The organism is Flavobacterium aquidurense, assembly GCF_002217195.1.
In the GTDB taxonomy this organism is placed as follows: domain Bacteria; phylum Bacteroidota; class Bacteroidia; order Flavobacteriales; family Flavobacteriaceae; genus Flavobacterium; species Flavobacterium frigidimaris.
The window spans coordinates 17,615-38,377 of the sequence record NZ_MUGR01000015.1 but is presented as its reverse complement, the minus strand read 5'-3'; the positions used below and the strand labels follow the sequence as shown (position 1 = coordinate 38,377).

Here is a 20,763-nt window from a genome sequence, read left to right as displayed (position 1 = left end):
GTTTTGGCTAAAGCCTTTTTAATATCATCATTTAATATATAATATCCGGAGAAAAAAAACTTAGCAAGTTAGCGCCTCAGAAACTTAGGGCCTTTTTTACAATACCCTGCTAACTGTCAAGCCATCGCGAATTGGTAATAAAACCGTTTCAACTCTTGGGTCATTTTTTAAAAGTAAGTTATATTCTAAAAGTACTTTTGTGCTCACATCATTTGGGTGAACAGGTTCCAGGATTTTCCCGCTCCATAAAACATTATCAGATAAAATGATTCCGCCCTTATTCATTTTCGGAACAATCATTTCCCAATAATTAAGATAGTTTTCTTTGTCTGCGTCGATAAAAACCAAATCAAATTGTACATCCAGAGTTGGAATAATGTCCACGGCTTCTCCCAGATGCTGAAAAATTTGTTTGCCCCAAGGCGATGCATCAAAATATTTTCTCTGAAAATCAACCAATTCCTCTTTGATATCAATAGTGTGCAGTTGTCCGTTCTCCTGCATGCCCTCGCACAAACACAAGGCGGCATAACCCGTATAAGTACCAATTTCAAGAATATTTACCGGACGAATCAATTTAGACAGCATACTCAGTACACGTCCCTGAAAATGTCCGCTTAACATTCTCGGTAAAAGTATTTTCTGGTATGTTTCTTTGTTGAGTTTCGCTAATAATTCCGGTTCATTTTCAGAATGTTGTTCGATATAGTCTTCTAATTCCTGTGATATAAAATGCATGTTATAGTCTTCTAAATTTGACTGTAAAAATACAAAAAATATTGCTTCACTTTTTTGCATAAAAAAACCACCCGGTTTAAGGAGTGGTCTTAATCTTTAATTGAACAGGTTTATTTTTTCAAAGCTTCATTTACTTCTTTCGCTGTTTTTACTGTTCCGTCTTTAGCAGCTTTAGCAGCACCTTCTACTTTTTCAGCTCCTTTTTTGGTAGCGTCTTTTACGTCAGTAGCCGTTTTTTTAGCAGCATTTTCGACATCAGCAGCAGCTTTTTTAGTGGCATCTTTTACGTCTTGGGCTGCAGCTTCAGTTTTAGTTACAGCAGTGTCTTTCATTTCTTTAAGATCTGTTGTAAGCGTATCAACCTTGTTTCCAAGAGTCAATTCTTCTTCCGTTACTTTTGGTTCTTCTTTTTTACAAGATTGAACAGCGAATGCTAATAGCGCAACAACGGCTAAGCTTAAAATTTGTTTTTTCATGATACAATGTCTTTTTTAGGTTATTAAAATTTAAAGGTTATAAAGCAGAATAATAAAAATACAAATTTTAAAATGGTTACGCGCTTTGTACGATTATTTTTTCTTTTTAGAGCAAGACAATTCTCGTGCCAAGTTTTGATCATTATAGAATATTAGCTTCTTTTTTTTATAAATAAAAAAAGGTACCTCAGGCAGAGGTACCTTTTCGGGGTATAAAATAAAAAAAACATGAAAAAATTTTTTAGAAAGAAGAAATATTTTTGAATCGTTTAGTTTTTGTATAAACTAAAATTAATTACGATCTCATCTTTGACTTTTATTAAGCCGGCCATTTTTACGGGAGCCTCCATTTCAAGATCAGAAAATTTCAGATTAAGAGTCCCTTCAATTTTTTTATCAGTATTGTATAAGATAAAATCTTTGTACTTCAGTGTTTTATTAGTAATTAAAAAATTGAGATTACATTTGTAGTTTTGACCACTTGGTTTTATATCCGTCATGTAAACCGTACTGTTTGGGAACTTTTTGACCTTCACTGTACCTTGTAAATCTTTTGTCATTATTTTGTTGCCACAATCAAAATCAGACATTTTAATCTCAGTGTTAAAAATATTTTTTTTAATAGAGTTGATATATACCGTATCTTTTATAGAAAAGGTATTTGAGCAATTGTATTTGCCCACAGTTGATAGTCCGGTAATTTCTATTTTAATTTTGTTTATTACCAAGGTTGTATCTTCTGCTGAAAAAGTGGGTTTAGCACTTCCGAAAAAAAAGAAAATTGCTAAACCCATAATTAAGATTGAAAATCTCGTTTTCATTTTTTTTAGAATGAAATTGTCGCTTCAAACATTAGTCCTTCAAATTTTCCTCCGTAGAAATCATTTGGCATTGATACGCCGCCTACGTTTCCAAATTGTTGGTAGTTTTTATAATTTTGTTGCACGTATGAAAGTTTTGCCAGAATGTTTTTAGTCATAAACCAACCTGCAGCAGCTTCGAATCTGTTTACCTGAACAGCTTCAGCATCAGAGTTTCTTAGTTTACCATCTACTAAATTATATTTAGCACCTACATATAAGTTCTCATGGCTTCCAAAACGATATACTAAATCTCCAACATATTGGTTGACATTACGGGTAGCATCAGTTCCTTTGTAATCACCTCCTGAAGCAAATTCTAAAGTACCAAAGAATTCAAAACCTTTATATTTTACAAAAGGGTTAATCATGTAAGAAGTTGCCCAGTTTCCAAAGCCTGGATTGAATCTACCGGTGTCTTTATTGCTTTCAGAATCTAAAATATTTGAACTTGGATAACCAATTGTTCCTGCATGAGTCATAACACTATAAAAACGGCTTCCTGCTCTGTCAGAAGAATATAAATTTCCGCTTGAATTTGCTGTATGATAATAAGACCCGGTAAGTCTGATTCTTAAATCACTGTCAATTTGTTTGTCCCAGCCTAATTTAGCCAAAATCGTAGGGCTCACAGTTGTATTTTGATCTGGAGTAGTTACAGTAGTTGGTCCCGGAATAACTTCTTGTACGTTTTGATTTAGTTTAGAGTTTGTTACTCCAATCATACTTACAAAACCACTTCTGTTATAGTATATTTCAGCACCCATTTCGGTAGTAAAAGCGTCCATGATGTTGTTCCCGATAAAAGGGTTTGTTATCGTGTAAGCGTTATTACTTCTTCTAAAATGCGCATCACCATAGTTGTTTTCCATTTGACCTATTTTGATGGTAGTATATTTCATAACATCTTCAAGAAGACCTTTTTTAATGAAATCCAACTTGTCAATTTGCAGGTATCCACCTTGTACCCAGGTTTCGTGATGGTGTCTTGAAGCAAGATACAGGTCTAAGTTTACACGTACACCATCTGCCAATTGTGCTCCAATTGTCATATTAGCATTAGGTAAATTAAAATCATTAGTCAGATTGTTTAATCTGTATCCCGCATTAGGTGTTCCGGTAAAATCTCCCTGATGATTGAACGAATTTATGGCTTGAAATTGCAATGCAAATGCACCACCTATATCAACACTAATACCTTTGTAGGCAGTGGTGTCTTTTCTAACGTCGAATACATTGATTGCTCTTTGATCACGAGGAACCTGATTCTGAATATGTCCAAAGCTAAGCTGTGCATTTGCCGCAAACGTGCTTGCTAATGCAATAAATAGTAGATAGATTTTTTTCATGGCGTTTATAAATTAAAGTTTAAATTGAATTTTAAGGTCAAATCCTGACCTGTTTTAATGGTTCCCAGCATTGCAGTTGGCGATTTCATTCCAAAATCTGCAAAAGTAATTTTGTTAGATCCCTGCATGTTTAATCCGTCTTTTGTAACAGTTGTTTTTACAGTTGTTTTAAAAACTTTGCTCACGCCGGCAATAGTATAGGTTCCGGTTAATTCCCAGGTAGTTTCGTTTACTTTTTCGGCAGATTTTAAAACATATTTAATGTTCTTGTTTTTATCTGTTTTTAAAGTCGTGTACGCTACTTTATCCATGCTTTTCTTTTCGCTTTTTATGCTCTCAGCCAAAAGAGTGATGGATAGTGATTCGATCTCAGTAAGCTTTGAATTTGCAATTGTAAAGCTTGCTGTTCCTGTTCCTGAACTTGATTTCATTTCCCAGTCATGAAGAGTTGAAGTTCCTGCAACAGAGAAAGTAGATTTAGCATCTAAGGTGTACGATTTTTGGGCAGATACAAAAGAAGTAATTCCTAAGAATGCCATTATAAATGCGAATAGTTTTGTTTTTTTAGTTTTCATTTTGTCATGTTTTATTTTAAAAATAAGTGAGTAATATGTTAATCTCTGATTCAGTACTAAATGTTTCTATTATTAACTTGATGTAAAGATCTTCCCGAAAATCGGTTATTGTCATGATAAAAATCATTGTTAAAATTTTATTAAAATTGTATTTATATAACTACAACGTTTTCTTTTTTTGTAAAAGATCTTATAATTTAAAGACCGTTTTATTTTGGAGGGATTTTGTTAAAAAATAAATTATGATAAAGAGTAGTGTATCAGAAAGTAACAAAGTAAGCTGATGATGTTTTAGGATATCATTAGGGTAAATATGTGGAATGAAACAAAAATGCCGTCTCACAACTGGCGAAACGGCATATTATTTTTTATTCAAACATTTATAGTAATCTGAATCTTAAATATTCAATTTTATAAAGCCTGTTTTTAGTATTTTATACTTTTTTATAAAAAAAAAAAACCTCTGCACTTTGAATGCCAGAGGTTTATTATGAATCGGTATTTATTTATTTTTAAGCTTTAGTCAATTGTTTGTTTGATCTTATAGAATCAGATTCTGTGTCACCTAAAGTAACGTTAAAAATTAAAGTAACGTCTTTTCCGGCTCTCACAACTCCAAGAGCTGCTGTTGGAGTAGACATTCCAAAATCAGCAAAAGTCAGTTGGTTGGATCCCATCAAAATAAATTTTCCATTACTGCCTGTTATATTAACCTGGGTTTTGTATTCTTTGCTGGTTCCTGCAATAGTATAAACTCCGGTTAGATTCCAGGTCGTTTCGTTTATTTTTTTTGCAGATTTTAAAACGTACTTAATATTTTTGTATGTTTTGGTGTCCAGTGTTTCGTATGCCACATTATCCATACTTGTTTTACTACTTTTCAGGCTTTCTGCTGCTACTGTAATAGTCAAATTATTAATACTAGCGAGTTTAGAATCAATAACCGTTACATTGGCAGTTCCGCTTCCTTCTGTAGATTTCATTACCCAGTCGTGTATATTTGAAGTTCCGGAGACTTCAAAAGTAGCTCTTTCCAAAGCATAGTTTCTTTGTGCATTTACCTGTAATGACAATATTGTAAAAATTACCGCCAATAAAATTGATTTAATTGTTCTCATTTGATATTGTAATAAGTTAATCATTTGAATGAAGAAGCCCTATAATGCAATAATTGTTTATTGAATTATAAGTTAAGCTTGATTTCTTACATCAAATTTATTATGAAGACATTGATAATGAAATGATAAAAATCATGTCGATGATTTTTATACTAAAAGAGGAGTAATTTGTAAGTGGTGTATTTTGTGGCAAATGTATTACTTTTTATGTACATATAGAAGTTAATTCTGTTATTTTATAAATTTATCGTAAGTTTTTATTTATTTATTGATTAGGGCAGAATTTTGAGCCCGTTTTTAAGAGTCAGATTAGATTTAAAAAAGTAATTCGTTTTCATTTCAAATTTTATTCGTTTCGTTAAGAATACACCTAAAAGTCAAAAAAAATGACAAAAGTGATTAACTTTGCACCATGCAAATTGAGAAAAAAGACATACGAGCCTTATCAAAAGAGGAGTTACGCGATTTTTTTGTCGCAAATAATGACAAAGCTTTTCGTGGAAACCAAGTCTATGAATGGTTATGGAGCAAAGGAGCACATAGTTTTGATGATATGACAAATGTTGCCAAAACAACACGTTCTATGCTCGAAGATAATTTTGTTATCAATCATATTAAGGTTGATACCATGCAACGAAGCAGCGATGGAACCGTAAAAAATGCAGTAAGGCTGCACGATGGTTTAGTGGTAGAGTCTGTTTTGATTCCTACTGATACCAGAACAACGGCTTGTGTTTCAAGTCAGGTTGGCTGTAGTTTAGATTGTAATTTTTGTGCCACTTCACGTTTAAAAAGAATGCGAAACCTGGAGCCGGGCGAAATCTACGATCAGGTTATTGCCATCGACAAAGAAAGCAGGTTATATCATAATCATCCGCTTTCGAACATTGTGTTTATGGGAATGGGAGAACCTTTAATGAATTATAACAACGTGATTAAAGCGATTGATATGATTACATCGCCTGAAGGTTTAGGGATGTCGCCAAAACGTATTATGGTTTCGACTTCAGGAATTCCTAAAATGATTAAAAAAATGGCCGATGATGATGTCAAATTCAAACTGGCAGTTTCTCTGCACTCCGCTATAGATGAAATTCGTGCGCGTATCATGCCTTTCAGTAAAAACTTTCCTTTGGCAGATTTGAGAGAATCTTTAGAATATTGGTACAGAAAAACGAAAAATAAAATTTCATACGAATATGTAGTATGGAAAGGAATTAACGATGATAAAGCCTCAATTGATGCTTTGGTTAAATTTTGTAAATACGTGCCGTGCAAGGTGAATTTAATTGAATATAACCCAATTGATGACGGAGAATTCCAGCAAGCTTCAGAAGAGTCTATTATGGCGTACATAAAAGCTTTAGAGAGCATTGGAGTAGTTGTTAAAGTACGCCGCAGCCGCGGTAAAGATATTGATGCCGCTTGCGGACAATTAGCCAATAAAGAAGCAGAAATGTAATTCCCTCAGGAATCATTCAATGTTAAACATTTTTCATATGAAAATTTCATAAGTAAAGCATTAAAAACGAGATTGATTCTTGTTCTTAATGCTTTTTTTTGGGCAAAAAGGATGCTGATTTTTTGGGACAATCTTTTTTGAAAATATATTGGTATTCAATTTTCTTTTAATTTGGTGGATTCAAATTGGCAGGTAAATTGACAATGTTTAGGGTGCGTTTTCTTAATTATTCTATAAATTATTGATATACTAACCTAAAATACACAACGTTTTTTTATTTAAAATAGTATATTTGGGATCGAAATGAATATTACCTCTCAAATAAAACAGCCCATCTTTCACGAGATGGAACTTTTTGAAAAAAAGTTCCATGAATCGATGACTTCTAAGGTGGCTTTACTGAACCGAATCACTTATTATATAGTAAACCGAAAAGGAAAGCAAATGCGGCCAATGTTTGTTTTTCTGACAGCAAAAATGGTTTCCGAAGGTATTGTAAATGAAAGAACCTATAGAGGAGCTTCAGTAATTGAGCTTATTCATACTGCGACTTTAGTACATGATGATGTGGTAGATGACAGTAACCGCCGTCGCGGATTTTTCTCGATCAACGCACTCTGGAAAAATAAAATTGCCGTTTTGGTGGGAGATTATCTGTTGTCAAAAGGATTGCTTCTTTCTATAGATAATGGAGATTTTGATTTACTCCGAATTATCTCTGTTGCAGTTCGCGAAATGAGTGAAGGAGAATTGCTTCAGATCGAAAAAGCCCGAAGACTTGATATTACTGAGGATGTTTATTATGAAATTATCCGAAAAAAAACAGCAACACTTATTGCAGCTTGTTGTGCTCTTGGAGCAAAATCAGTAATCGAAGACGATGAGAAGGTGGAGAATATGCGCAAGTTTGGAGAGCTTATCGGAATGGCTTTTCAAATCAAAGATGACTTATTCGATTATAGCGAAGAAGCTATTGGCAAACCAACTGGAATAGATATTAAGGAGCAAAAAATGACATTGCCCCTGATTCATGTTTTAAATATTTGTACTCCGCAGGAAAAAAAGTGGTTGATAAACTCCATAAAAAACCACAATAAAGACAAAAAGCGTGTAAAAGAAGTAATTGCTTTTGTAAAAAACAATAATGGTCTGGCTTACGCCGAAAATAAAATGATCGAATTCCAACAAGATGCACTTTCTTTATTAGGTAATTTTCCTGATTCTGAGTTTAAAGATGCTCTTACTTTGATGGTAAACTACGTGATTGAGAGAAAAAAATAATTTTACAATCAATTCTTAATATTTTTATTGTTAAATTCGAGTCTAATTTAATAATGAAATATGGTTGTCTTACTCATAATAATTGCGCTTCTCGTTATTTTAGGTATTTACCTGATTGTCCTGTACAACACCTTTGTGTCTAAACGCAACATGCTCGAGGAAGCGTTAAGCGGGATTGACGTTATCTTAAAAAAGAGATTTGATTTAATTCCGAATCTTGTAGAAACTGTCAAAGGATATTTGACCCACGAAAAAGAAACACTTGCCAATATTGTAAACCTGCGCAACCAAGCCCTGAATGCAGGTAATGCAGACGAAAAATTACAATTAGATAAACAATTGGGCAATGCCGTGGGAACTATTTTTGCATTGGCAGAAAATTATCCTGACCTAAAAGCCAATACAAATTTTTTGAGTTTACAGGAAGAACTGAGCGAAATCGAAACTGAAGTAGAGAGATCAAAACGATATTATAATGCAACTGTCAGAGATTATAATATCGCTGTAGAATCTTTTCCGGGTAATATTGTAGCTAATTCTTTTGGTTTTCCTAAGAAAAACTTCCTTGAATTAGAAGATGAAAAACAAAGAGAAACGCCTAATGTTCAGTTTTAATTGTAGTATACTATGTTACTAAGAAAAATATTTTTTGTTTTATTCTCTGTTTTATTTTATCAGGTCCAGGCCCAGGAAAGAATACTGAATTTTGATGTTAAAATTAAAATTGAAAAATCAGGTCATATCAATGTTGTCGAAAAAATTTCTATATATGCAGAAGGCAATGTCTTTAGGCACGGACTTTTAAGAGTTTTACCGTTGACCAGAAAAGACAAAGACGGTCATCAAATTGATGTGCAATACACTGTAAATTTAGTAAAAAAAGACGGAAAGACAGAGTCGTATTTTACAAAAGAGGAATCGGGCGACTGGAAAATTTATATAGGAAACAAAGATCTTGAATTAGAAAGCGGTATCTATGATTATGAAATTAATTATAGCGCTCCGTTTCAGATTGGATACTTCGAGAAATATGATGAACTGTATTGGAACGTAACCGGAAACGGCTGGGATTTGCCAATAGATAAAGTAACCTGCGAAATTTCCCTTCCGTCAGTAAATAATAAATTCGAAAATTTCCATTGTTATAGCGGTTTAGCAGGATCTACAGAATCAAATTGCATCAGCTCTTTAAATGATAATCATACTGTTGCCAGTTTTGGAACCGTTCAGCTTAGAGCAAATGAAGGTCTGACAGTTGCGGCATCTTTTGCGAAAGGAATTGTCGATCCTCCCACTTTTCTTCAGGAATCAGCATCATTTTATAAACAAATAAAAACCTATTTGTGGTCCGTTATTTACGGAATAGCAATGGCACTTTTTTTCTTTTTCAGTTGGAAGAAATACGGTAAAGATCCCGTCGAAAAAACAGTAATGCCGGAATTTATGCCTCCTTTTGATTGGTCTCCTGCAATTACAGGATATATATATCACAGAAAAATACTTGACAAAACCTATATGGCGTCATTTATAAATGCTTCTGTAAAAGGGGCAATCAGGATTTTGTCTGCAAATGAAAATGGTATTTTTAAAAATAAACATACCTATGAGATAGAGGTCTTAAACAGGCAGTCAAAAGCTTTAAGCACAGAAGAATCAGATATAATAAGTGGTTTTACCAAAAAGGATAAAATAAAAGTAGATGATTCTAATTATAAGATTTTTGAGAAAGCGTATTCTAAATGGTTGAATACGGTAAACAAACAAGTCAATTTAGAAGACTATTATCAAAATAATACCCGAAAAAAATGGGTTGGTTTTGCTATATTTTTGATTGCAGGACTGGCTTATGAATTACTCTCTAATAATAAAGGATATATTAATTATGTTTTTTATGCCGGACTCATTGTTGCGGTTGCAGGATTAACTTATTGGTTTGCAAAAAAAGAGACAGGAGTTGGGTTAATCGTTTTAAGAGCAATTTTAGGTTTCTTTGTTTTTCTTCCTGCAGTAGCGATATTCGTCATGACACTATTTTTTCTAAGTACAATACAAATTGCGGTTATTGGTGTTGTTTTCCTGATGTATATATTTTATGTAAGGACTTTAGGGAAATTCACAGAAAAAGGTGCTGACGTATTGCATCGATTAGAAGGATTCAAACTGTATCTTAAAACGGCAGAGAAGGACCGAATGAATATGCTGAATCCTCCGGAACTGACCCCGCAATTATTCGAAAAATTATTTCCGTATGCAATTGCATTGGGAGTTGAAATCGAATGGGGAAAACAATTTGAGGAAATTTTAGAATTGGCAAAATATGATCCTGCGTGGTATCAGGGCGAGGATACGTTTTATAGACAGCCGGCAATGTTCTTGTCTGGTTTTGGAAATTCTGTCAGCAGTGCTGCAGTCAATCCAAGTCCTCCATCATCATCAGGTTCTTCGTCCAGTAGTTCAGGCGGCAGCAGTGGAAGCTGGAGCAGCGGAAGTTCCGGTGGCGGAAGCTCCGGCGGCGGCGGCGGTGGCGGTGGCGGCGGATGGTAAAATTTTAGCAGCCTGAAGCTATTTAAAAATATTGTATTAAGAAAACCTTGTATTATTAATAATAGTACAAGGTTTTTTTATTTTCGATTCGGTTTAGATTATCTTGCCAAAAATAATTAGATAATAAGAAAATTTATCACTTCGGCGATTAAATTCATAGTCTTGTAAATCAGTTGTTTACTTCTATTTTTTTGCAATTTGGAATTTTTTTATTGATTTTTTTTCCTATCGGTGCAACCATTTTAAAACTTCACTCGTCTATGCTAATAGAAGACCATTACTAAACCAAAACCAAACGCTTATTAATGAAAATTATCCGTTTACATCAGGAGGAAGCTGAAATTATAAAGTTGGCTGTCGATAATAATCGACAAGCACAACAGCAAATTTACAGTCGGTTTTCTTCTAAAATGCTAAGCGTTTGCCGGCAGTATATAAAAGACATTCAGCTGGCAGAAGATGTGATGATCACGGCTTTTATGAAAGTGTTTACCAACTTGAATAAATTCGAACATAAAGGAAGCTTTGAAGGCTGGATTCGCAGAATTATGGTAAACGAATGTATCTCTTATTTGCGCGTTCAGAAAAAAGTAAAATTTACCGAAGACGAAATTTATGTCGAAGAAAGTTTTAATGCAATTGATAACCAGTTTTCAATAGATCAGATTCAGTTTTTGATCGATGCTTTGCCGGACGGCTACAAGATGGTTTTCAATTTATACGCTATCGAAGGATACAAACACAATGAGATTGCAAAGATGTTAGGGATTAATGAAGGAACATCCAAATCGCAATTGTCGCACGCACGAAAAATGTTGCAAACACAGATTAATACATTAAAAAAACAAGAATATGGAACCGAATAATTTTGAAAAGGATTTCCGTGAAAAACTAAATCAGCGTACTATCGAGCCAAGTGATAGTGCCTGGGACCGATTGGATTCAATGTTGAGTGTTGCTGAAGAAAAGAAACAGCCTGAAAAGAAAAACAAATGGCTGTACGTTGCTGCAAGTATCGTTGGGCTGCTATTGGTTACTACGTTCTTTCTTAATCAGAAGAAAAGCGTTGTTGAAATGCCGCAAAATAAAATTGTTGTAAAAGAGAATGTAAAGAAAGATACTGTTGCAAAAACAGCTTTAGAAGTAATAGATTCAGGTAAAACGGAAGTTGCGATTTCAGAAAAAACGCCAGCTCAGAACTCATTAAAAGAACAAATAAATTGTAATTCAAAACCAAATAAAACCATTAAAAATGAATCAAATCAAATAGCGGAGTCTTCAGTCATCATCAAAAACAATCAGGAAAAACAATCAATCAATACTAAAACCTTTGTTACTGAAACCCCTAAAAAAGAAACAGTAGATCAGTTACTGGAAGCGGCAGAAAAGAGTGTAGTTGCCGACAACCCGGTAAAAACAAAAACAAAAGTAAGAGTCAATGCAAACGATTTGCTTAATCAGGTCGATGGAGAATTAGAGCTTTCGTTTAGAGAAAAAGTAATTACTAAAGTCAATAAGAACTACCAAACCGTAAAAGTGGCCTTGGCAAATCGAAATCAACAAGAGTAAAGAATTAAGATCCTAGAAGAAAGAAATATGAATATAGAATATACAATTCACAATTAAATCATCATCATCAATCACAATCATCAATCCATAAAAAAAAAACAATCAATCATGAAAAATTTTACACTTTATCTCGTTATCCTCGTCTTCTTATTTGTTAGTAAAGTTCTGGGACAGGAAACCTTTGAGTCAAAAGCAAAGAAGATCGCCAATAAAATAGAAAAGGTGACTAAAGAAGAAAAAGCAATTTTAAAAGAAGAAGTAGAAGCTGTAAACGTGCAGTTGTCTGAAGGGAAAATTACGCAGGAACAAGCAGATAAGCGCAAAAAGGAACTGTCAGAAGCCAGAGCAATAATCATTGAAGAAAAAGTCACATTGGCACAAAATGAATTGAATGATTTAGTGCAGCAAAAAGTAGATGGGAAAATCAAAGAACAGGATTCAATAAAGAAAGGTAAGATCGTTATCTACTGGGATAAAAATGATAAGAATAAAAAAAGTAGGGATTCAATTCATGGAGAAAAAAGAACAACCTCTCAGTTTGTATTTGCAATGGGGTTAAATAATATGATGGCCGACGGTAAACTTCAGGATTCTAATTACGGTTTTATGAGTTCCCACTTTTATGAATGGGGTTTTACTTATAATTCGAGATTAATGAAAACCGACAATTTATTACATGCCAAGTACGGACTTTCATTAATGTACAACAATATTCGACCTACAGACAACAGAAGTTTTGTTGTAAATGGTAATCAGACTGTCTTGCAGACAAATGCTATAAACCTTGATGAATCCCGTTTTAGAAATGTTTATATCGTATTGCCTTTGCACTTAGAATTTGATTTCTCTAAGCCTCAGGTGAGTAACGGAAAGACCTGTTTCAGAACACATAAAAGTTTCCGTTTCGGGATTGGAGGTTATGTGGGAATCAATGTAAAATCAAAACAAATCTTAAAATACGATCAGGACGATTTAGATTATAAAACAACGATAAAAGGAGATTATAATGTAAATAATTTTATTTACGGATTGAGTTCTTATATAGGATATAAAGCTTTGAGTTTGTATGCAAAGTACGATCTAAACCCATTGTTTCAGGATAATCCGGTAAAAGAAAATAATATTTCTTTAGGGTTGCGATTTGATTTAAATTAAAAATAAGTTAATTAATTAGTGAGAGAAGTGCTTCGAAAGGGGCACTTTTTTTATGTTAAATGGCCAAATTTCAAGATTGATTTGTGTACTTTTACAGACTTCAAATTTTCTAAAATATTTTACGTTTTGATTTCACAAGCTACTATTGATTCCGTTTTTGAAACTGCTCGTGTAGAGGAGGTTATCGGTGATTATGTTAATTTAAAACGTGCAGGGAGTAACTTCAAAGGGCTGAGTCCTTTCTCAGATGAACGCTCCCCTTCGTTTATGGTGTCACCTGCAAAAGGAATCTGGAAAGATTTTAGTACGGGAAAAGGAGGGAACTCTGTTAAATTCCTGATGGAACACTCACAGTTTACTTATCCCGAAGCTATTCGGTATTTAGCCAGAAAATACAACATCGAGATTGAAGAGACGGAACAAACGGATACTGAAAAAGCCATGACGGATGTTCGCGAAAGTATGTACTTAGTTTCAGAATTTGCAAAGGATTATTTTAACAGAACCCTTTTAAATTCAGAAGAAGGAAAAGCAATTGGACTTTCTTATTTTAAAGAAAGAGGTTTTACCAATGAAACTATCAAAAAATTTAGTTTAGGATATTCGCCGGAAACCTGGGATGCCCTGACCAAAGAAGCCTTAGGTAAAGGTTATAAGCTGGAATTTCTGGAAAGCACCGGTTTGACAATTGCAAGGGAAGATCGTCCGTTTGACCGTTTTAAAGGTCGTGTAATGTTCCCGATAGAAAGTATGTCGGGACGTGTTTTAGGCTTCGGGGGACGTATTTTGACGAATGATAAAAAAGCGGCAAAATACCTGAACTCGCCTGAAAGTGATATTTACCATAAAAGTAAAGTGCTTTATGGAATTTTTCAGGCCAAACAATCGATAGCCAAACTCAATAATTGTTATTTGGTTGAAGGTTATACAGACGTAATTCAGTTCAATCAGGCCGGAATAGAAAATGTTGTTGCTTCATCTGGAACAGCTTTAACACCGGATCAGATTCGTTTAATAAATCGTCTTACAAGAAATATTACGGTTCTTTTTGATGGTGATGCGGCAGGATTGCGCGCTTCTGTCAGAGGAATAGATTTGATTCTGGAAGAAGGTATGAATGTAAGGGTTTGTGCTTTTCCTGACGGAGAAGATCCGGACAGTTTTGCACGAAAAACTTCGTATGAAGATCTGGTTGCTTATTTAGAAGAAAACAGTAAAGATTTTATACAGTTTAAAGCCTCGCTCTTAATGAAAGAGGCCAAAAACGATCCTATAAAAAAAGCCGATTTGATTCGCGATATGGTGGTTAGTATTTCGAAAATTCCGGATCGTATTCAGCGTGAAATTTATACTCAGGAATGTGCCAGAATAATGGATATTTCTGAGCAGGTATTGGTAAGTACTTTGGCTCAGTTGATTCAGAAAGATTTGGTTGAGGCAAGTAAAAAACAAAAACAGGACCAAAAACCTTTTGAAGTTTTTAGAAACCAGGCCCCAAAAAATACCGGATATTCAGGAGGAGATCCCGAAGATCCAAGAAATGGGCCACCGGAAGATTATCCGGGAGATTTTGGATATCCGGCAGCAACAGAGCCAACAGAAAAAGTTGACATTCTGTATCGTTTAGAACGAAAAGTAATTGAGATTTTATTGCTTTATGGAGATAAAACGGAAGAATTTGAAGATGTACTCTTAAAAAACAATGAAGAAGGTGAAGTTATAATGGTCTCTGAAATGAGATCGTATAAAGTGTACGAGCGTATTTATTTGAGTTTGCAGGAAGATGAGGTAGAATTGTCTAATAATTTGTTCCGTGATATTTTTACAGACCTAATTGCGTTTTATAACCAGCACGAAAAATTTAGCCTCGAACAGTATTTAATGCGTTTGCAGCCTGATTTTGCTCAGGAAGTTACTGATATTTTGATGGAAGATGAACGACTGACACTTCATGACTGGGAAGGACAGAACATTTTTTCGAAAATGAAACACGAAACGATAGCGCAATACGTTACAGAAACGATTATGTCTATGCGTTGGTTTTTGGTGGGTAAAATCATCGAGGAATTAAAAAGCTCTATAAAACCTGATAATTCAGATAATACAGAGCTTTTGTCTATGGTTGTCGATTACTCAAAGTTAGTTACTTCGTTTTCGAAAAAACTGGGAAGAGTAATGTCGCGATACCATTAAATTAAATAATTTCTAAAGTCTTAGCTTTGTTTACTAAGTCAACTAAATTAGTAACATTTAATTTAGTCAATAATCTTAGTTTGTAAGTACTGATCGTTTTCTCGTTCAGATTTAAGATTTTAGAAATTTCATTGTTTTTCTTACCATCACTTAAATAACGTAAAACTTCGATCTCGCGATTTGAAAGTTTTCTGTATAAGCGCTCACTTTTGCTTTGTTTAGCAATAAGTGCCATGTTTTTGCGCACAGTTTCGTTGATGATAATTTTTCCTTCATGTACTTTAATAATAGAAAGACCTAAAGTTTCAAGTTTTTCTGTTTTGTGCACATACCCGGAAACTCCTGCTTTAATTGCATTTGGAGCATACATTTGTTCGGCGAGGTCACTAAAAATTACAATTTTTGTTTTTGGGAAATTTTTCAAAATCGACTTCACTTCGAAGATACTTGAGAGACCTTCCAGCTCTAAATCGAGAATTAGGATGTCAATTTCCTTCGTCTGAAGGATATCTCTAACCATTGAAAAATTGCCTACGTTGGCAACAATTGAAATTTGATCGTGGTCTTTAAAATAAGACTTAACGCCAAAGTGAGTCACAGGATGATTGTCTGCAAGACATACTTTAATCATAATTTTTACCTTTTTTAGAATTGTTCATGTTTTTGGAACTGTAAAATTAATAAATAAATTCTGTAATTAATTGCAGACAAATGTTAAAATGTTTTATTTTAACGTTTTTGGTATAATACAAACCGGAATTGCATCCATTTTATGCTTGTTGCTGGTGTTTAAACGTTTATAAATTTCAAAGACAGATTTTTCTCTCCCAGTGAAGTCAGCCTCCGTTTTTCCTGACTCTGAGGCTAGCATTGCCCATTCAAGTTCGTCATAACTTGCGCCCAATTGATCCTCATCGGTACGATTATCTCCAAATAATCCATCTGTAGGTGCAGCTGTTAAAATTGATTTAGGAATTGTTAAAAATGCACCCAGAGCATACACATCTGATTTCATTAAGTCAGCAATTGGACTTAAATCGACTCCGCCATCGCCATATTTAGTATAAAATCCTACACCAAAGTCCTCTACCTTGTTTCCGGTTCCGGCAACTAATAATCCGTGAATTCCTGCTAAATAGTATAAAGAGGTCATTCGCAAACGAGCGCGTGTATTGGCTAATGACAGACTTACCTTGGCTTCGTCATCTGTTTTGGGTACTGCGCTTTTAAAAGCCTCAAAAGTAGCGGTCAGATCAGTTGCTACATCAGAAACATTCGGAAAACGTTTTTTTAACTGGTCAATATGCTCTCTCCCCCTTGAAACCTGATTGGCGGCCTGATGAATTGGCATTTCTACACATAAAACCTTTAAGCCCGTTTGAGCACATAAGGTAGAAGTTACGGCAGAGTCAACTCCGCCTGATATTCCTATTACGAAACCGTTTACTTTTGCATTGTCAGCATAATTTTTTAACCACTCTACAATGTGGGTATTTACTTTTTCTGTCTGAATGGTACTTTTTTTAGCCATAATAGTTCAAGATTTAAGATGTAGGAATGTATATTTGCAGAATTATTTTTAAGTATACATATACTTAAAATCCAGCAACACAAATCTAATTAAAATAAAATGAAAATTTATCGCTTTGTAGTGGTTCTATGCTTGTTTTTTTTGTCCTGTGAGCAAAAAACTAAAGTAGAAAAAGAAGTAGGAGAAATCCCTGTTGATATTAAAGTAGAGCGTTTTGATAAAGTGTTTTTTGAGACCAAACCAGAAGATTTGGCGAAAGTAAAAGAGCAATATCCATTCTTCTTTCCGGAGGGTACCGGAGATGATGTCTGGCTGAAGAAAATGCAGGATCCGTTGTGGAAAGAAGTATATACTGAAGTGCAGAAAAAATATGGTAATTTTGAGCCTGTACGTGAGGAATTTAATAAATTGTTTCAACATGTGAAATATTATTTTCCGAAAAGAAAAACGCCTAAAGTAATTACGGTAATTGGAGAAATGGATTATAATGCCAAAGCAATTTATGCAGATAGCCTGGTAATAGTTGCTCTGGAATTGTATTTGGGAAAAGAGCATAAGTTTTATGAATTCCCGAATTATATTAAGCAGAATTTCGAAGAGAAACAAATAATGCCGGATGTAGTTGCTAGTTTTGCTTACAGAAATATTCCCGCTTTTCAGGATAAAAACTTAGTTTCTCAAATGATTTTTGAAGGGAAGCAGTTATATGCAAAAGATTTGCTTTTGCCTGAATATACAGATGCTGAAAAAATGGGCTATACACCGGAACAGATAAAATGGTGTCAGGAAAATGAAGCATATATGTGGCGCTTTTTTATCGAAAGTGAAATGCTTTATAGTGATGATCCAAAACTAACAACAAGATTCATAGCGCCTGCTCCGTTTTCTAAATTTTACTTAGAAATAGACAATGAATCTCCCGGACGAATTGGAGCGTGGCTGGGATGGCAGATGGTGCGTTCGTATATGAAGAATAATACCAGTGTAACCTTGGCGGAATTATTAAAAATAAATGCAAAAGAAATTTTTGAAAAATCAAAATATAAACCTAAGAAGTAATGTCAGATACAATAAACTCAGAAATTAGATTCAATATAGAATTAGATGAAAACCGTGTACCGGAAAAATTAACATGGAGCGCTCAGGATGGCGGCGTACAAGCTGAAGAAGCAAAAGCTATTATGTTGTCTATTTGGGACAGCAAAGCCAAAGAAACCATGCGTATCGATCTATGGACGAAAGATATGCCGGTTGATGAAATGAAGATTTTCTTTCACCAGACATTAGTAGCAATGTCAGATACATTTAAACGTGCAACAGACGACGAAAAAATGTCAGATACAATGAAAGATTTCTGTGATTATTTTGCAGAAAAACTAGAATTGACGAAATAGTCAAATTTCAAAATTTTGAAATTCCAATACAGGAAGGAAATTTCAAAAATAAAAAATCCCGGGTTCCAATTGTTAGGTTGGAATTTGGGATTTTACTTTTGGAATTTTATTTAAAGTTTTATGTCGCCCTGAGTAAAGTCGAGGGTTTGGGACTTGGTCCCGAATCTTCAGGTTTAAAAAAAAATGTAGTTTATTTAGTTAACAGATCTTTTGTCTAAATCTTTAAATATTCTTTTTAAAGCTCCTTCTAGTAATTGATTTGCATTTTTGTAAAGCATAATATTGTCTGCAAGTTTACCGGAGCTTTGAGTATTATGGTCAGATGGAGCGTTTACTTTTGAAGTAGTGCCTATTACATTTTGAGAGTAAATAATCTGCTGTAAATTTAAATCGTAAATTTCTACAATTACAGAAGCTTCATTTTTTCCTGCATCGTTAGCTTGCTGATAAAGTTCGAGAGAAGAGAAGTCGTTTTTGTTTTTTTGCGTAGAAATATTAATAAAAAAATCAAAACCAGTTCCGTCTTTGAGCTCCTTCAGTTTTGTTTTACCCGGATTTAAGTTAATTTTTCGGGGAACCAGTAATCCATTAACATCATGAATATATGATAATCTATCTCCTGTATGTTTTTTAAAATATTTTAAGCACTCTGCGGTTAGCTTGTCTTTAGAGTTATTGGGACAATCCAATTCGTTCAAGAGCCATTTTCCGGATGTAAAATCAACTCCGGTTCGTTGTCCTGTAGCAAATGTATAGGATGCTGTGGTGCAGGACGAAAGAGAAATAGAGATAAAAAAGAAAACGAGGAGTGTGGTATTCTTCATAAATTACAAATTGATTCATTTCAAATGTAATATTAAATAAGTTGTGTTTGAGTTTGTTGTAAATTTATTCTTAAAGATTTTGACTACAAATAAAAAATCCCAAATTCCGCTATAAAATTGGAATTTGGGATTTTTCTATTTTTTAAATTTCCTTTACATTTTTGGAATTTGGAATTTTAAATTTGGACTTTATTTTTTAAAACTGCGAGTTGTTTTTAAATACTTCCTGATTCACTTCGTCAATGTAACTTAAAACTTCGTCTTTTCCGGTTTGTTCTGTAGCAGAAGTCACGAAGTAATGAGGCATTTCTTCCCAGTTATTGGCGAACATTTGTTTTTTGTATGCTGCGATATGCGAATCAATTTTTGTTTTGCTGATTTTATCTGCTTTGGTAAAAATGATGCAAAACGGAATTTCGCTTTCTCCCATATATGACATAAATTCAATGTCTATGGCTTGTGCTTCGTGGCGAATATCAATCAAAACAAAAGCACAAACTAACTGTTCTCTGGTTTCGAAGTAATCTGTGATGAATTGCTGAAAGACAGATTTTGTTTTCTTGGATACTTTAGCATATCCGTAACCGGGCAAATCGACCAAAAACCAATTATTATTAATCTTAAAGTGATTAATTAACTGAGTTTTTCCGGGTCTTCCTGAAGTTTTAGCTAAATTTTTATGATTGGTAAGCATATTGATCAAAGAGGACTTACCTACATTTGATCTTCCGATAAAAGCATATTCCGGCAAAAAATCCTGTGGACATTTTGAAACTTCAGAATTGCTTATAATAAATTCGGCGGTATTAATTTTCATGTTTTTTTGTGTTTAAGACCTCCTTAAAGTCGAAAGTTAGGTGCTATAAATTCTTTTTAACGAGCCATTCTTCAAGAATTGTGTTGAATTCCTGAGGATGTTCCATCATAGCAGCGTGTCCACATTTGTCTATCCAATACAAAGTTGAATTAGGCAATAATTTATCGAATTCCTCGGCCACATTGGGTGGGGTTACAGCGTCATTTTTACCCCAGATAATACAGGTTTCAACTGTCATTTTAGGTAAATCTTTAGCCATATTATGACGAATGGCGCTTTTTGCAATTGTCAGGGTTTTGATCAGTTTGATACGATCGTTAACCGTTGCATATACCTCGTCAATAAGTTCCGGAGTTGCTATTTTAGGATCGTAAAATACATCTTCGGCTTTCTTTCTGATGTATTCGTAATCGCCTCTTTTTGGATAACTGTCTCCCATAGCGCTTTCGTAAAGACCTGAACTTCCGGTAATTACTAATCCTGCTACTTTTTCAGGGTATAACTTAGTGTGGTAAAGAGCGATGTGTCCTCCTAATGAGTTGCCTAATAAAATAACTTTGTCAAAGCCTTTAAAAGTAATAAAGTCTTTTACGTATTTAGCGAAGCTTTTTACATTGGTTTTTAAAATACTTTGGGTGTATATTGGCAAATCCGGGATAACAACTTTGTATCCTTTCGTTGGGAAATATTCTGCTACAGCATCAAAGTTACTAAGGCCTCCCATTAAGCCATGTAAAATAACGATAGGAGTTCCTTCTCCAGCTTCATAATAGCTGTATTTGCCTTCTTTTTTGTAGTGTTTGTCCATTTAATTTAATGCCAATTTCAATTGGGACAAATATAGGGTTTAATAAATAAAAATGGTTTTTTGCTACCG

At 34.1% G+C, this 20,763-nt stretch carries 21 protein-coding genes; 10 read left to right on the top strand and 11 right to left on the bottom strand.

Going from position 1 to position 20,763, the window contains the following annotated elements; genetic code table 11:
• Positions 1-96: 96 nt before the first annotated feature.
• The 6 genes from B0A67_RS08620 to B0A67_RS08595 all read right to left on the bottom strand — a co-directional run bounded on the left by B0A67_RS08620 (position 97) and on the right by B0A67_RS08595 (position 5,116).
• A complete protein-coding gene (locus tag B0A67_RS08620) occupies positions 97-738 on the bottom strand; it encodes an O-methyltransferase (RefSeq protein ID WP_072961455.1) in 642 nt (213 codons plus the stop codon).
• Between the two features lie 110 nt (positions 739-848).
• Complete coding sequence (locus tag B0A67_RS08615) at positions 849-1,214, bottom strand: hypothetical protein (RefSeq protein ID WP_072961059.1); 366 nt, start codon at positions 1,212-1,214, stop codon at positions 849-851.
• Between the two features lie 269 nt (positions 1,215-1,483).
• The gene (locus tag B0A67_RS08610) at positions 1,484-2,035 is read right to left on the bottom strand and encodes a hypothetical protein (protein ID WP_072961055.1); all 552 of its coding nucleotides are present in this window, start codon (positions 2,033-2,035) and stop codon (positions 1,484-1,486) included.
• Positions 2,036-2,040: 5 nt separating this feature from the next.
• Positions 2,041-3,423, bottom strand: coding sequence for a hypothetical protein (locus tag B0A67_RS08605; RefSeq protein ID WP_072961052.1), 1,383 nt, complete (start codon positions 3,421-3,423; stop codon positions 2,041-2,043).
• A gap of 5 nt (positions 3,424-3,428) precedes the next feature.
• Positions 3,429-3,998 (bottom strand): YceI family protein, encoded by a 570-nt coding sequence (locus B0A67_RS08600; RefSeq protein ID WP_072961048.1) that lies wholly within the window; start codon positions 3,996-3,998, stop codon positions 3,429-3,431.
• Between the two features lie 512 nt (positions 3,999-4,510).
• Complete coding sequence (locus B0A67_RS08595) at positions 4,511-5,116, bottom strand: YceI family protein (RefSeq protein WP_072961452.1); 606 nt, start codon at positions 5,114-5,116, stop codon at positions 4,511-4,513.
• A gap of 412 nt (positions 5,117-5,528) precedes the next feature.
• Between B0A67_RS08595 and rlmN the strand changes: the two genes are divergently transcribed.
• The 8 genes from rlmN (at position 5,529) to dnaG (ending at position 15,320) form a co-directional block, all read left to right on the top strand.
• Positions 5,529-6,578 carry a 23S rRNA (adenine(2503)-C(2))-methyltransferase RlmN gene (rlmN, locus tag B0A67_RS08590; RefSeq protein ID WP_072961045.1) on the top strand — a complete coding sequence of 350 codons (1,050 nt, stop codon included), beginning with the start codon at positions 5,529-5,531 and terminating at the stop codon, positions 6,576-6,578.
• 303 nt (positions 6,579-6,881) lie between these two features.
• Entirely contained in the window at positions 6,882-7,859 is a 978-nt protein-coding gene (locus B0A67_RS08585; protein ID WP_072961042.1) for a polyprenyl synthetase family protein, read from the top strand.
• 60 nt (positions 7,860-7,919) lie between these two features.
• Positions 7,920-8,474, top strand: a complete 555-nt coding sequence (locus tag B0A67_RS08580) for a LemA family protein (protein ID WP_072961038.1) — start codon at positions 7,920-7,922, stop codon at positions 8,472-8,474.
• A gap of 12 nt (positions 8,475-8,486) precedes the next feature.
• Complete coding sequence (locus B0A67_RS08575; RefSeq protein ID WP_089069523.1) at positions 8,487-10,403, top strand: DUF2207 domain-containing protein; 1,917 nt, start codon at positions 8,487-8,489, stop codon at positions 10,401-10,403.
• A gap of 305 nt (positions 10,404-10,708) precedes the next feature.
• Entirely contained in the window at positions 10,709-11,269 is a 561-nt protein-coding gene (locus tag B0A67_RS08570; RefSeq protein WP_072961032.1) for an RNA polymerase sigma factor, read from the top strand.
• Complete coding sequence (locus B0A67_RS08565) at positions 11,256-11,972, top strand: hypothetical protein (protein ID WP_072961029.1); 717 nt, start codon at positions 11,256-11,258, stop codon at positions 11,970-11,972. Before B0A67_RS08570 ends, B0A67_RS08565 begins: the two co-directional genes overlap by 14 nt.
• Positions 11,973-12,080: 108 nt before the next feature.
• Positions 12,081-13,127 carry a hypothetical protein gene (locus B0A67_RS08560; protein ID WP_072961027.1) on the top strand — a complete coding sequence of 349 codons (1,047 nt, stop codon included), beginning with the start codon at positions 12,081-12,083 and terminating at the stop codon, positions 13,125-13,127.
• Positions 13,128-13,253: 126 nt separating this feature from the next.
• Positions 13,254-15,320: a DNA primase gene (gene dnaG / locus B0A67_RS08555; RefSeq protein ID WP_072961449.1), complete on the top strand. Its 2,067-nt coding sequence runs from the start codon at positions 13,254-13,256 to the stop codon at positions 15,318-15,320.
• Position 15,321: 1 nt separating this feature from the next.
• Here dnaG and B0A67_RS08550 read toward each other — a convergent pair whose 3' ends face one another.
• The gene (locus B0A67_RS08550) at positions 15,322-15,951 is read right to left on the bottom strand and encodes a response regulator transcription factor (protein WP_026730588.1); all 630 of its coding nucleotides are present in this window, start codon (positions 15,949-15,951) and stop codon (positions 15,322-15,324) included.
• A 93-nt stretch (positions 15,952-16,044) separates the two neighbouring features.
• Complete coding sequence (gene nadE / locus B0A67_RS08545) at positions 16,045-16,851, bottom strand: NAD(+) synthase (protein ID WP_072961024.1); 807 nt, start codon at positions 16,849-16,851, stop codon at positions 16,045-16,047.
• 99 nt (positions 16,852-16,950) lie between these two features.
• On the opposite strand from nadE, the gene gldB reads away from it, so the two are divergent.
• Together gldB and gldC are read left to right on the top strand one after the other, a co-directional pair.
• Positions 16,951-17,910, top strand: a complete 960-nt coding sequence (gldB, locus tag B0A67_RS08540) for a gliding motility lipoprotein GldB (protein WP_072961021.1) — start codon at positions 16,951-16,953, stop codon at positions 17,908-17,910.
• On the top strand, positions 17,910-18,245 hold the full coding sequence (gene gldC, locus B0A67_RS08535; RefSeq protein WP_029273283.1) for a gliding motility protein GldC: 336 nt from the start codon (positions 17,910-17,912) through the stop codon (positions 18,243-18,245). Before gldB ends, gldC begins: the two co-directional genes overlap by 1 nt.
• 194 nt (positions 18,246-18,439) lie before the next feature.
• Here gldC and B0A67_RS08530 read toward each other — a convergent pair whose 3' ends face one another.
• The 3 genes from B0A67_RS08530 to B0A67_RS08520 all read right to left on the bottom strand — a co-directional run bounded on the left by B0A67_RS08530 (position 18,440) and on the right by B0A67_RS08520 (position 20,694).
• Positions 18,440-19,069, bottom strand: a complete 630-nt coding sequence (locus B0A67_RS08530; protein WP_072961017.1) for a hypothetical protein — start codon at positions 19,067-19,069, stop codon at positions 18,440-18,442.
• 196 nt (positions 19,070-19,265) lie between these two features.
• On the bottom strand, positions 19,266-19,886 hold the full coding sequence (gene yihA / locus B0A67_RS08525; RefSeq protein ID WP_072961014.1) for a ribosome biogenesis GTP-binding protein YihA/YsxC: 621 nt from the start codon (positions 19,884-19,886) through the stop codon (positions 19,266-19,268).
• 43 nt (positions 19,887-19,929) lie between these two features.
• Positions 19,930-20,694 carry an alpha/beta fold hydrolase gene (locus tag B0A67_RS08520; RefSeq protein ID WP_072960992.1) on the bottom strand — a complete coding sequence of 255 codons (765 nt, stop codon included), beginning with the start codon at positions 20,692-20,694 and terminating at the stop codon, positions 19,930-19,932.
• Positions 20,695-20,763 lie beyond the last annotated feature (69 nt).